The sequence below is a fragment of the Chitinophagales bacterium genome (assembly GCA_019638515.1).
Taxonomy (GTDB): Bacteria; Bacteroidota; Bacteroidia; order Chitinophagales; family LD1; genus UBA7692.
Map to the genome: position 1 here is coordinate 50,233 of JAHBTS010000008.1, position 13,207 is coordinate 63,439.

12 protein-coding genes are annotated in these 13,207 nt (G+C 39.1%); 6 read left to right on the forward strand and 6 right to left on the reverse strand.

Going from position 1 to position 13,207, the window contains the following annotated elements; translation table 11 throughout:
- Positions 1 to 15: 15 nt before the first annotated feature.
- From KF872_11870 to KF872_11880, 3 genes are read left to right on the forward strand one after another with little or no spacing between them, the layout of a single operon-like run.
- Entirely contained in the window at positions 16 to 1,059 is a 1,044-nt protein-coding gene (locus KF872_11870) for a hypothetical protein (GenBank protein MBX2904236.1), read from the forward strand.
- 23 nt (positions 1,060 to 1,082) lie between these two features.
- On the forward strand, positions 1,083 to 1,949 hold the full coding sequence (locus KF872_11875; GenBank protein ID MBX2904237.1) for a hypothetical protein: 867 nt from the start codon (positions 1,083 to 1,085) through the stop codon (positions 1,947 to 1,949).
- Positions 1,950 to 1,962: 13 nt separating this feature from the next.
- The gene (locus KF872_11880; protein ID MBX2904238.1) at positions 1,963 to 2,742 is read left to right on the forward strand and encodes an enoyl-CoA hydratase/isomerase family protein; all 780 of its coding nucleotides are present in this window, start codon (positions 1,963 to 1,965) and stop codon (positions 2,740 to 2,742) included.
- 11 nt (positions 2,743 to 2,753) lie between these two features.
- Here the strand turns inward: KF872_11880 and KF872_11885 are convergent, their stop codons facing one another.
- The 4 genes from KF872_11885 to KF872_11900 form a co-directional block, all read right to left on the reverse strand.
- On the reverse strand, positions 2,754 to 3,779 hold the full coding sequence (locus tag KF872_11885) for an HmuY family protein (protein ID MBX2904239.1): 1,026 nt from the start codon (positions 3,777 to 3,779) through the stop codon (positions 2,754 to 2,756).
- 34 nt (positions 3,780 to 3,813) lie between these two features.
- Positions 3,814 to 5,976 carry a TonB-dependent receptor gene (locus KF872_11890; protein MBX2904240.1) on the reverse strand — a complete coding sequence of 721 codons (2,163 nt, stop codon included), beginning with the start codon at positions 5,974 to 5,976 and terminating at the stop codon, positions 3,814 to 3,816.
- Positions 5,977 to 6,189: 213 nt separating this feature from the next.
- A complete protein-coding gene (locus tag KF872_11895; GenBank protein MBX2904241.1) occupies positions 6,190 to 7,734 on the reverse strand; it encodes a hypothetical protein in 1,545 nt (514 codons plus the stop codon).
- A gap of 73 nt (positions 7,735 to 7,807) precedes the next feature.
- Complete coding sequence (locus KF872_11900; protein ID MBX2904242.1) at positions 7,808 to 8,458, reverse strand: hemolysin III family protein; 651 nt, start codon at positions 8,456 to 8,458, stop codon at positions 7,808 to 7,810.
- Positions 8,459 to 8,533: 75 nt separating this feature from the next.
- On the opposite strand from KF872_11900, the gene KF872_11905 reads away from it, so the two are divergent.
- A complete protein-coding gene (locus KF872_11905) occupies positions 8,534 to 9,316 on the forward strand; it encodes a T9SS type A sorting domain-containing protein (GenBank protein MBX2904243.1) in 783 nt (260 codons plus the stop codon).
- Between the two features lie 4 nt (positions 9,317 to 9,320).
- Here KF872_11905 and KF872_11910 read toward each other — a convergent pair whose 3' ends face one another.
- Positions 9,321 to 9,491, reverse strand: a complete 171-nt coding sequence (locus tag KF872_11910; protein MBX2904244.1) for an AtpZ/AtpI family protein — start codon at positions 9,489 to 9,491, stop codon at positions 9,321 to 9,323.
- Between the two features lie 153 nt (positions 9,492 to 9,644).
- On the opposite strand from KF872_11910, the gene KF872_11915 reads away from it, so the two are divergent.
- Both KF872_11915 and creD read left to right on the forward strand, forming a co-directional pair.
- Positions 9,645 to 10,439 carry a DUF4163 domain-containing protein gene (locus KF872_11915; GenBank protein MBX2904245.1) on the forward strand — a complete coding sequence of 265 codons (795 nt, stop codon included), beginning with the start codon at positions 9,645 to 9,647 and terminating at the stop codon, positions 10,437 to 10,439.
- The gene (gene creD, locus KF872_11920) at positions 10,439 to 11,809 is read left to right on the forward strand and encodes a cell envelope integrity protein CreD (protein ID MBX2904246.1); all 1,371 of its coding nucleotides are present in this window, start codon (positions 10,439 to 10,441) and stop codon (positions 11,807 to 11,809) included. Before KF872_11915 ends, creD begins: the two co-directional genes overlap by 1 nt.
- A gap of 5 nt (positions 11,810 to 11,814) precedes the next feature.
- Here the strand turns inward: creD and KF872_11925 are convergent, their stop codons facing one another.
- Positions 11,815 to 13,107 carry an N-acetylmuramoyl-L-alanine amidase gene (locus tag KF872_11925; GenBank protein MBX2904247.1) on the reverse strand — a complete coding sequence of 431 codons (1,293 nt, stop codon included), beginning with the start codon at positions 13,105 to 13,107 and terminating at the stop codon, positions 11,815 to 11,817.
- Positions 13,108 to 13,207 lie beyond the last annotated feature (100 nt).

Here is a 13,207-nt window from a genome sequence, read left to right on the forward strand (position 1 = left end):
AACCTTACATTTGGAATGAAACAATACACCTTTCAATTATTATTTTTCTTGTTGGCAGCTTTCTTTTTAGGTTCTTGTGGCGAAAGCCATTCTAAGAAGGTAGATGTGAGCGCTATTCAAGTAGATGCTAAGATTGAGCCGTTTTACAAAGATTTTTTTTCGTTGAATGCAGAAAATTTTGAAGCGCAAGAGGCATCGTTGAAATTAAAGTACAATGGATTTTATCCTTTTTATGTACACGATGTGATGGGCGATTTTCAAGTTGCCAATACACAGCGTTTACCCAAAGAAAACATGCTTGCATTTTTGGCAGATACGGGCGTTCGTTCGCTCTATGATACGGTTGCATTCCGATATAGCAATACCGATGTGTTGCAGCAAAACATCGCCAACCTTTATCGCCATATCAGGTACTATTTTCCGGAATTTCCGCTGCCTAAGCCGGTTACAATTATTTCGGAGTTTAGCTATGGTGCTTTTACTTTCGATACTACCGTTTTGGCTATTAGTTTAGATATGTATTTGGGACAGCAGTATCCGGTTTATACTTACTTGGATATTCCACGGTATGTACAGCGCAAATTACGCAGCGATTTTATAGTGCAAAACTGTGCCGATGTGTTGTATAACATGTATTTTGGCGATGATGTTTACCAACCCGGAACACCTTTGCTCGATGCTATGATTAACAAAGGGAAGAAACTTTATTTTATGGAGATGATGCTTCCCAATTTGCCGGATAGTTTAATTATTGGATACACCAGAGAGCAAGACCAATGGTGCCGAAGCAGCGAGTATGCTATTTGGCAATACATGAACCAGCGCGACTTGTTATATACACAAAGTTTTATGGAGCATAAGCGGTATTTATCGGATGGCCCTACCACCACAGGTATGCCTCCCGAAAGTCCCGGAAACATTGGTAGTTGGGTTGGTTGGCAAATTGTGCGCAAGTTTATGAAAGAGTCGGGCGGCAAAGTGAGCTTGCGCGATTTATGTACAAAGTACGATGCCAAAACCATTGCATCGAAAGCGAAATATAAGCCGAAAGGACAGTAGTATTTTTAAAACATATTTGCACTATGGAGCACATTACCGGAAGAGAACAGTGGGTAGGAAAATTTTTTAGAGTATTGAACTCTGCGGTTTGTTCTGCAATGGCTTATTTGGTGGTACTTTTTACGTGCGGTGCTACTAAATCTTTCGTAGAAAAGTTATATGATATCAAGTCTAAGTTGGTGTTTTATGAATCTTTTCCAATTTCAAAGGGAACCGATATTTGGTATCTAAAAGATATCGTAATTGTATTTTCTTCAGGGATATTGGCATCGGTGGTGGTGGGGCTGCTTGGCTTATTGGTATTCCATAGATTGAAGCATTTTAATATTCCTTCAGCCATTTTTTTCTTATGGTTATATGTGTGGGCAATTGCCATGTTTTGTGCGCAAGGTTTATTGGCGCTGTTGGGTTTAGAAGAATATTATTCACCATATTTTAATAACTTGGTAATAGTGTTGGCATGGCTGCATGTGCCTAAAATTTTTGCATATATTTTAATGCCGCTTTCTATAGGATTATTAACGTTTTTGTGCTTTTTTTCTACCCGGCCATTTATTTCTATGGCATATTCTTACGGCAAGGTAAACAAGCTGGAAAAGCGGAGAAAGTATTTTGTAGAAGTAGCGGTAGTTCCCTTTATTATTAGTGCTTTATTTGTAACAACGCTTATTTTGCCGGAGCCATTTACATATACCAATTTAATTTATGTTGGCTACGGAGCATTAGGTCTTGTTATTAGCTGGTATTTGCTTTTTTATGTGGATGTGGATAGAGAAGGTGTGTTTAGAAATGAGGCTTTGCAACGTTTTAATCTTTTTATTGTGTTGATGTTTGTGCTGGTAATGGCAGCTATTTATTGGAAACTGTACGATGGTATTAAAGTAGGATAAAAAAATCAATTCAATGTATAATACAATTCTGTTTGAAATTAACGAAGGCGTAGCAACGCTTACGCTCAACCGTGCCGATAGGTTTAATGCTTTTAATGAAGAAATGAGCCGCGAAGTAATAGATGCCATAAAGCAAACGGCAAAGAACGAAGCTGCGAGGGTATTGGTAATTACGGGTGCGGGCAAGGCTTTTTGCAGCGGTCAAGATTTAAAAGATGCAGAGGCCGCGAAGGGAAGAAGTTTAAGCGATTCGGTATTACGTAGGTATAATCCTATGATTTTGGGCTTGCGCGAAATGCCCAAGCCTGTAATAGCAAAAGTAAATGGTGTGGCTGCCGGAGCCGGTGCATCTTTGGTTTTTGCTTGCGATTATATTGTGGCAGCAAAGAGTGCTGTTTTTGTAGAGGCATTTGTGAATATTGGTTTGGTACTCGACTCCGGAGGCTCTTACTTTTTGCCTCATGCTTTGGGCTATAATAAGGCATTTGAATTGGCAACCTTGGGCGATAAGTTTTCGGCAGAGCAAGCTTATGGTTGGGGTTTGGTAAACAAGTTGGCTGAAGATGAGCAACTTAATGATGTGGCGAATGCTATAGCAGCAAGGTATGCCACCGGAGCTACCAAAGCTATTGGTTTAATAAAACGCATGTTGAATAAAGCAGGCACAGCATCGCTGGCAGAAATGTTGCAGCAAGAAGCATGGAATCAAGAAATAGCTGGTAGAAGCGAAGACTACCGCGAAGGTGTAGCTGCATTTGTAGAAAAACGCAAAGCTGCATTTAAAGGAAAATAGCTGGTAGTTGTTTAAAGTTCCTCGTACTCAAAAGTAGGGTAGCCACGCTCGAATTTTTCGTTGTAAAAATCTAAGAAGCGCAGCTTGTAAAAGCGTTGGTCTCGTGTTTTAATAAAGAATATTTTATAGGGCGATACTTTGTATTCCGTGTAATCGTATTGTTTCCAATCGTAGCCAATTACATCTCTATTGGGCGAAAAATATTCTTGTTTTAAATCGCTGAGTTTTGAATTGGAATAGCTTATGCTGGAATCTGCATAAGCTTCTATTTGCAATGGGTTCGATAGCGCACCTACTACAATATATGGCAAATAGTATGGGTCGTAAAATACATAACTATATCGGGTAAAAACTATATCCCATGCTTCTTTGGCGGGTTCTATTTCTACTAAACTTCCTCCGTTTTGAAAAGAGAAATACCGATAGCACGAAACTCCATTTTTTGAAACGGAAAATACATGCTCATCGCTGCCATCGGGAAAGGCAAAACGTATATTGTAAGTGTTGGCGGCAAAGCTTTCAATTTGTATTTTTCGGTAGCCTAAAAGATTACCGTTTATATCTTTCCCAAGTTGAATAAGGTACACTTCTTTTTTAGATGCAGTGCTGCCATTATTTTGTTCCCACCAAGTGCCAATGGCATTAGAATCTAGGTTAAAATCGGGTTTGTCTAATAGCCAGCCATCGGCAGAAAGTGTATCGCTGTAAGTAACTTTGCTAAAGTCGGTTTGGTTGGTGCGCTTTGCCATCATCAGCTTACTTCCATTGAGCCAAATGGCAATTTTACTGTCGGTATTTTCAAACATTAAATCAAAGGTTTCGGGGTTGCTTTCTTTTACAATTTGGCCGCTTTGCAGGTTAAAGAAAAACATGTTTTGGTAAGTAGGAGTCATTGGTACTACGATATGCTTATCGCTGTTTGCCGATCCTTTGGGTGTAAGTGGTTTTTCTTTAAAACAAGATGAAAAAGTAAACATTACAATACCGCATACTACAGCCGTAATAGTAGTTGTAATGTTTGGTTTCACTAATTTCATTATCTCCGTATTCATTTGTGTTTTTACTCCTATTTTATTTGGTGTATTGCAGCACCAAACTCACAAAAAAGGTTCTTCCTCTATTTACCATTAAGCCGCCACTGCCACCTGCACTATGCGCGGCTCCCGAAACATTTTGTGCATTTATATTGGTTACGTTTGCCAGGTTTTTTCCTCCCACGGTTAATTGAATTCTATTTTTCCAGAAGCTACGCGAAGCTGTAATATCTACGGTGTGGAAACCATTTACAAACCCAGTGCTCAAGCTGCTGTTCATAGAAAATACAGCTCTGCGGCCGGTATATTTGTAAAATACATTTACTGCAATTTCTGCTTTGGGAATGGTGTAACCTATGCGCGCATTGGCATCGGGGCTAAGGTTCTTTATTGTTTTTTCTTTTATGGACTCATCAAAAGTTTCAAACTGGGTTAGCAATACTCCGGCACTGGCACTTAGTTTTTTCCAAGTATAGTTGATAGTAAAATCGCCACCATAGGTCATTACGTTTTTAAAATTATCGTATCGGTAAGATACTACTCCAGGTGTGGCATCGGGTGAAGGTGCCACAGCTTTTAAGTCTATTTTATTGGTGATGTAATTGAAGAATCCGGATGGTTGCAGTTCTACTTTGTGCGCGCCTTTGCGCAAAGTAATGTTGGTAGAAAGTTGGGTGTTGTGCCCTGTTTCTGGTTTTAAGTCTTCGTTGCCGGCAATATCGTGGTTGCTATCCTTAAAATCAATATAGAGTTCTTTAAGTGCGGGTGCGCGATATCCTAAACCATAAGAAGCACGCAGGGTGAAAATTTCTTTGTAGGCATATTTAATATTAAGTGAAGGCACTAATGGCGAGCGGAAGCGCGAGTTGTAAGCAAAGCGAATGGCAGGCTGTATAATAAGGTCTTTGGTGGCATACCATTTCATGCTGCCGAATGCTGCTGCATCTGTAATTTGTTGTGAGCCGTTTTTTAGGCGTTGTTGCGAAGTAAGTTCGTGGTTAATGTCTAAACCAAATTGAAAGCCCAACTTGGCATTTTTGGTGTACATGGAATAAATAGGGCGCAATGTAAATTGGTGGTAAGTAGAGGTGTCTTGTGTTTCTGAGGGAATAATGGTTTCTTCCATTGTAACCATATTTTTCATTACGGTATTCCAAAACCTGAAAAAGCCGGAGTATCCGGCAACAATATCTAAGGTGCTATTGTTGGTAAAGCGGTACAAAAAAGTTGCGTTTACACGTGGGCGGAAGGTAAGAAAATGCTCATCTTTTGCCGTTACTCTATCGGCAGTGTATTTGGGCTCTCCTTTGCTCATCATAAGTTCATTAAATAGGGAGCCGGAAAGTGAAAAGCGCAGTTTGCTGCCTGAGTAAGTGTATTTAATATCGCCCATATATTGTTCTTTTGGGCGCCATTCGCTGTATCGTTCGTAGATATTTTTTATGGAGTAGCCATCAAAGAAATATCGCCCGAAGTTGGCATTTATTTGGTGGTTACCGAGCCTAACAGTAGCTCCGGCATCTATATTGTATTGCCCTACGGTTTCGTAGTATCCTTTGGTAAATACTTTAAGGCGCTCTTTTTGGAAGTTTCCTGTAATAAGGTTTATTACGCCTCCCATAGCATCGGTGCCGTACATTACGCTTAGCGGACCTTCAACCACTTCTACTCTTTCAATATTGTTGAGGTTAATTTGGCTCAGGTCTATTTTCCCTTCTAAGCGCCCAACCACAGGCACGCCATCTACCATTATTTTTACGCCTTCGCCCGAAATTCCATTGATACTGATACCACTTCCAAAAACAGGGTCGGTGCTCTGGCTTATATTGAGTTCATTAGAGAGTGCATCTTGCAGGTTTACTGCACCTTTGTTTTTAATAAGTTCGGTATTAAGTACTTTAACTTCATACACCGAACTTGCGGTGCTGGTGGCTGCATATTGGCCGGTTACTACCACATCGCTCAGTTTATTGGTTTCTAAGGATAGGGTGTATTCTTTGGCATTTGCAGTATGCAATGTATCGGAAATAGTGGAGTATCCTAAGTGGGCAATTTTAATTACAATGGGTAAATTTTGATTGGTTTTTACTTTACCGTCTTTTCCTGTAGCAAGTAATTGAAGTGGCTTGGTGCTATGTTGTAAATTGAAAAAGCTAATGGCTGCATGTGGCATAGGCAAACCGGTAGCTTCATCTTTCACTAAAATTTCAATATTGTTTTGCGAAAAGCTGTATAGCGTGAATGCTAAAAAAAATAGCAGCCAAAAAGACCTGCAACCCGTTTTCATTTTGCCCCGCGAAAGTAGGTTTAAAAGGGGGGAAGGTGTCTTTTTGGATTGTCATAGAATTGTAAAAGTATGCACCGGGCAAGCGTTTTACTTCCTATTTTCTTTGATTTTGTATGAAAATGGCAGTTAATTTTTGTTGGGAATCCGTTTTTGTATAGAAATACCATTATTCCCATAGTTAAAAACCACAGCTTTTTCGATGTTTCTTTTTGCAACTTCTGTTTCTAGTTGCGTGTTATTTTCAACCCATTGCATATTGCGTTGCGCATACCAAATTTCTTGTGGTTCAGGTTCTTTTCCAACAATAAAAATAACTTCATCGTTGGCGGCATTGTTTGCAATAAAATGTCCCACTTCTTGAGCTTCGGCATATTTTTTTCCAAAAATGGAAGTGCTGCCGGGTTTATTCATAATATAAAATTGGGCAAGGCTAACCAGTATAAATGCAATTACAGTTCCATTGAGTTGCGCAATCGAAAACACTCCGGATTTTTTAAGTTTATCGTATAAAATACCCAGTAATACGCTAAAGAAAAGCGAAGCATAAAGAACCGTAAAATCTTGAATGCTATAGTTTAAGAAAATGCAGTGCAAGAGTACCACCGGCAGCACAGAAAGCCAAATAAAGCGATAACCGTTTTCGCTGAAAACCATCTTTAGTTTTGCTTTGGTGAGCGCAATCCACATAAATCCGGCAAGCAATACATAAACAGGAAAATAGTTTGCTACATAGTTGAATAGTACTGTTTTAACCAAACCAAGGTATGAAAAGAGGAAGTGTAGCAATCCGTGCGAAGTATCATTTAAGCTGCCGCGCACCAAATAGCGCATCATAATTTCTGTAAAGTATGCTTCTATGCCATTTATTTGCGCATATTGGTAAGTAATAATGCGCAGCGCCAAAAGCAGTATTATTATGGTAGCAGCAATAAGAATACCAAAACCCTTTAGCTGCTTTACATGAAGCAAACTGTAAACCAATACGCCAAAAGCAAAAAATACGCCCAGCCAGCTGGTGTAAATCATTAAAAACAGTAAAATGGTGTAAAAGAAAATATACTTAAAGGAGTAAAATTTTTGGCGCAATATCATTTTAAGCGTGGTGTAAACTCCCATAATAAAAAGTGTATGAACAGCCATATCACTCATATACACATTCCCTTGAAACCACAAGGTAGGAGGTAGAAAAATATAGATAGAAAAAGCTACTAAAGAGGCTAAATGCGGATAGCTTCTTGCCCTGTTGAAGCTAAGTAAACACACCGTGAAATATATAAACAATGCACTTAAAAAATGCAGCCCCATATTAAATAACTGCAGGGGCAACACATCGGGTTCAATATGCAGCAGCTTAAATAAAACAAATGGAAAATAGTAGGCAAAAGGCGGATGCGAAACATAATAGTAATTGCCTTGTACATCTATCATTTTACCCGAAGTATTGGCATGGTTGTTTATGAATTTATCGGCAGGTTTATTGAAATTCATGGCGGGGTTAAACCCAAAATTTTCTATACCACCGGTATCCCAAATTTTTATGATGCGCAGCGAAACCGCAGTGCAAAATTCATGATGCTTAGAAAGTGGGCGATTGAGCTGTGGTAAGCGCACCAATATGCTTACAGCAAAAATTACAAGCAGTAATGGAAAAGTTCTGGTGGCAAAAATCATGTGCTGCAAGGTAGCAAAGAATGTTTCAAACTTTATTGCTATTTAAAAAGAGGTGTAATTATTGAGTGAAAACTTATTGCAAATAAAGAGGCACACTATAGTAAATGGCAAAGTAGTGTGTAACAGTGCCACCCAAAACAAACAAGTGCCAAATAGAGTGATGAAAAGATAGGCTATGCCACACATAAAAGATAACACCCAGTGTATAACTTAAACCGCCAACAATGAGCAGTGTAAGAATATCGGTTGGAATTTTACTCGCCAGCGGACCTACAATAAAAACTGCCATCCAGCCCATGCCTAAGTATAAAAAGAGCGAGAGCGCTTCAAAGCGACCCGTAAAGAAGATTTTCTTTACCACACCAACCAATGCAATACTCCACAACAGTACTAGAAATTTAGTGGCAGTTGCTTCATCGGCATATTTTTGCAGAATGGGCGTATAGCTTCCGGCAATCATAAAAAAGATGCTGATATGATCCCAAATGCGCAGTTTGAATTTAGTTCCCGGATTTTGAATGGCATGATACAAAGTAGATGAAATATACACCATAAGCATACCTACGCTAAACATGCTTACGCTCCATACCGTAGCCGCATTTCCTTTGTCTATGGCATACGTTATTAAAAAAGGAATGCCTATGAGTGCAAAAATTACACCCGCGCCATGTGTAACGGCATTGGCTACTTCTTCTTTAAATGATTGTATGCGTTCATTATCCATAGCTCTGCAATATATGCTTATGAAAACGAAGAATACAATACTTTTGTTCCATTCTTAAAAATTTAACTTACTGCAATGCGCATACTTATACTCTCTGTACTTTCTGTAGGGGTCTTAAATATTTTTGCCCAGCAATATCCATTTTCGGAAGGCTTTGGCGGAACTCTAAATGGGCAACTCCCCGCTGGGTGGAGTGGCGATATTGCCGTGCAAGGCTATCACGGCATGGGCGATGAAAAAGGATTGGCTGCCCAACTTAGCAGTAGCGATACTCAAGATTCTATTGTAAGCCCTGCAATTGGTTCTGTGAATGCTTCCACCGTTTTAGTGTTTTATTACAGGTGGGTAATGGATTTTATTTACCCTTCGGATCCGCGTTATCCCAATATAAACGATAAATTAGAAGTGCTCGTTTCTACCGATAGCAGCCACTTTTCGGTAGTGTACAGTATAGATTCTTTTAACCATTTGCCTACGCTAAATTTTAAGCGCGTGCAAGTGCCGCTTGGCAACTTTGCAGGAAGCAATATACAACTCATGTTTAGGTGTTCTTGGGGTGGAGGTAAGTATTTTCAAGATATAGATTCAGTGGTGGTGCAAAATGGCGTAAGCGCTGTAGCAGAAGATATAAACGTAAACGATTTTCAAGTATATCCTAATCCTGCAAAAGGCAGGTTGCAGGTAATGTTTAGCAACAGCACTCCGCACGAAATTTCAATTGTAGATGTATCGGGAAAAGAACTTTTTAGGAAGGAAATTGAAAATAATGAAACCATAGATGTTGCAGGATTTTCTTCCGGTATATACTTTTTAAAGGCAGGTGCAACCGTGAAAAAAATAATGGTAGTGCCGCAATAAATGGCTATTTAATGAAATCTCTTACAGCTCTGTAAATAGCAATAATTACAAACACCAATGCCCCCGCGGCTTTACCATAAGGTGTAATATGAAATTGATTATCTGCTAAATGCCCTAAGCCAACGCCAATACCAATTGTAACCGCCATTTCAATAGCCACGGTGGAATATTTCATATAACTGTTTATCGGCTCTTTTTGCTTCATGTCTTAAATGTAGTGAATACAAGGAATACAATAGCACTAAAAGTGAATGCGCGTTAAATAAACTAACTCCGGCAGCAGTACTTTATTTTCAAATTGAATAAAATAGTTTTGCAAAAAATATTCATGAAGCAACTACTTTTTATACTGAGTTTACTGAGCTTGTTTGCATGTAATAATGCCAAGCAGGTAGTAAAATATACACAGCAGCAAGTTTTGGTAAAGGACGATACCTGCCAAACCAACGATTGCACTACCGTGAATTTTAAATACATAAGGTTTGAAGGAATGGCTGCCGATTCGCTTAATAAGATTGTGCAGGAAATGATTGGCTCTTCGTATTTCAACGATTCGTTTGTGGTATATGCTCCTAAAGAAAATGCCGAAAAATTTATTGCCGTATATCGAGAAAGCAGAGACGAATTTCCCGACCATGCAGCGGTTTGGACCTTAGATAAAGATTTGCGCGTAGATACCATTTTTAAGAATGTAATTACCCTTCGCTACGATGAAAGCAGTTTTGCAGGAGGCGCACACGGCAATTATTACACTCAGTTTAATCACTTTCAACTAAAGCCATTTAAAGTGCTGTGGTTAGCAGATTTTTTAAACCAACCGCAAGATACGTTTCAAGTAATTAAAATTGCAGAATCGGTTTTTAGAGAGCAACAAAAATTGGGCGCTTACGATGATTTGGAAGAAGCCGGATTCTTTTTTGAAAAAGGTATTTTTCGCCTAAACGAAAACTTTCATTTTACAGATAAGGGAATTGAATTTCATTTTAATATCTACGAAATTCAGCCGTATGCAAATGGCGAATATGGTTTGCTTATTCCTTACAAAAAAGTGGAGCATTTAATCAATAAAAAAATGCTGCAACCGTTTAATACATCTAATTTAGTTACCTCAATTTTTCAATAATGCAAGAAACTCCTTCTACGTTCGATCGCTTCAACAGTTGGTTACGCGATTCGGTTACAATTAAGTTTTTGATACTCGGATTTTTAATACTGCTGTTGCTTATTCCTTCGAGCATGGTAGATAATCTTATTTACGAACGGCAAAGCCTTCGCGATAGTGCCATTCAAGAAATAAGCAGCAAATGGGGAATGGAGCAAACCATTGGCGGCCCTGTAATTTCGGTGCCTTATACCGCTAGCGTAAAGAACGAAAAAGGAGAAATGGAAGCCAGAACTTACTATGCTCATTTTTTGCCTGAGCATATAAAGGTGAATGGTGAAATTTTTCCGCAAAAGAAATACCGCGGTATTTATGTGGTGGTGCTCTACAATGGTAAACTGCATGTAGAGGGCGATTTCAGCAATTTCAATTTGCAGGCATTAAATGTGGCGCCACAGTTTTTGCAATTCGATAAAGCCTTTGTAAGTGTTGGGTTGAGCGATATGAAGGGCATTAAAGAAAATATATTGTTGAAATGGAATGGAGAAGAAAAGCTTTTTGGCCCTGGTATTCCATCTGCCGATATTTTTAGTTCAGGCATAAGCGTGCCTATAAATTTAAGTACAGAAAGTTCATATAAGTTTAGTTTCGATATAGATATAAATGGTAGTGAGCGTATGCGCTTTTTACCATTCGGTAAGGTAACAGAAGTAGCGCTAAAAGGCAATTGGGGCGATCCTTCGTTTGAAGGTGCTTTTTTGCCCGATAAAAAAGAAATTACGGCTACTCATTTTACTGCTGCATGGAAGGTGTTGCAGCTAAACAGAAACTATGCGCAGCAAGGAGTTGGCGCATTTTTACCATTTGCAGGAAACAAGTTTAGTGAAGAAGAGAACTTGCGAGGTTCATTTGGTGTAAAACTCCTAATTCCTATTGATGAATATCAAAAAACAATGCGCAGTTCTAAGTACGCTATCATGTTTATTTGCTTAACATTCCTTACGCTCTTTTTTACCGAAATCTTAAACAGAAAACTTATTCATCCTATTCAATACTTATTGATTGGTTTTGGAGTAGTGTTGTTTTATGTTTTACTGCTTTCTATCAGCGAGCATTTAAAATTCGATTGGGCATACCTTATTGCAGGTTTAAGTATTCTTTCACTCATTGTTTTTTATGTGTGGAGTATGTTGCGCCATGTAGGTTTAACGGCTGTGGTAGGAGGTGTGGTAACGGTGCTTTATTTGTTTTTTTACTCGTTGCTGCAATTGGAACAGTATGCGTTGCTGTTTGGCAGCATTGGTTTGTTGCTAATCTTAGCTACGGTAATGTTTCTCACTAGAAACATCAATTGGTATAAGTTACATGAAGGGGAAGGGAGAAACTCCTAATGTACTTATTTTTTCAGCGCTTTGGTGGCATTTACATCTAAGCGCTTCCCGTTTTTATAGGCAATAACAAAGGCATCGGGAAAGCCGTTTGCAGCAGCTTTAGATTGTAGTTTTTCGGCTTCTTCGTAGCTGTTGAATTTTCCGGCCATAAAACGGTGTATGCCATTGGGAAGTGTTTCTACTTCTATATTTCCAAACAGCGGTTGTAATTTAGGATAAGCAGAAAGCGGTTTAGCCGAAGCTAAAAGTTGCAAGTAAAAGGCATATTCACTTTGCACAGAAGCAGCGGTTGCAGGTACTTCTTTTTTAGTAGAGGCAGTGGATGCTTGTTGGTTGGAATTGTTATTGCTTGGCTTGGTTGCCGATGTAGCAGCGGGCTGGGTGGAAGCAGCAGCGGTTTCCTGCCGGGCTGTTTTAGCAGCTGTTGGTTGGGCAGTTATTGGTGTTTCGTCATCGTTAGTAGTTGCCTTTTTGGGTGGCGTATTGGTATTGGCAATAATAGAATTATCGGCTTCTTGGTTGCTGCTTGTTTTGGTGGCAGTTGTATTGGTAGCTACTTTCGTACCTTTTTCGATGGTGTTTTTATAGTCGGTAAAGGCATTAAAAATACCATCGGCAATTTCTTCTTGACCCTTACTGCTGGCTAAATATTTTTCTTCGGTAGGGTTAGAAATAAAACCAATTTCTGCCAATAGCGAAGGCATAGAAGTTTTGTAGAGTACAAAGAAACCGGCCTGCTTTACACCCCTGCTTTTGTGCATACCGGTAAGTTTTGTTTCTATGCGTGCGGCAATATCAATACTTTGGTCTAAAAAAGCATTTTGCTTCATGCTCATAATGATGTGTCCTTCGGGAGAATTGGGATTGAAATCATAGTTTTTATCCACATCATCTTCTAACTCAATAACGGCATTTTCGCGTTTGGCAACCTCAAGGTTATCTTCAGATTTGTGCAAGCCGAGTACATACGTGCTGCTGCCTGTGGCAGTGCGGTTGGTAGAGGAGTTGCAATGGATAGAAATAAACAAATCTGCCTTGTTTTTATTGGCAATATTGGCTCTTTCTACTAAGGGGATAAATACATCGGTACTGCGTGTGTAAACGATTTTTACTTCAGGGAAGGCTTCTTTTACTTTTTTGCCTAAGTTGAGTGCCACAGCGAGCGCTACGTCTTTTTCTTGGGTTTTGTTTAACCCAATTGCTCCGGGGTCTTTTCCGCCATGCCCTGCATCAATTACAATAGTTTTTACTGTAAAATGCGGAGTAGCAATGCTCACTTTTACCAACAATACACTCAAAAAAAATAATATAAACGCAGTACGCACGTTTCGTGTTTTTTTAGCTTTGATGCCTGAATAAATAAAATCCACATTACACAAGGTCAAAAATATACTTCTT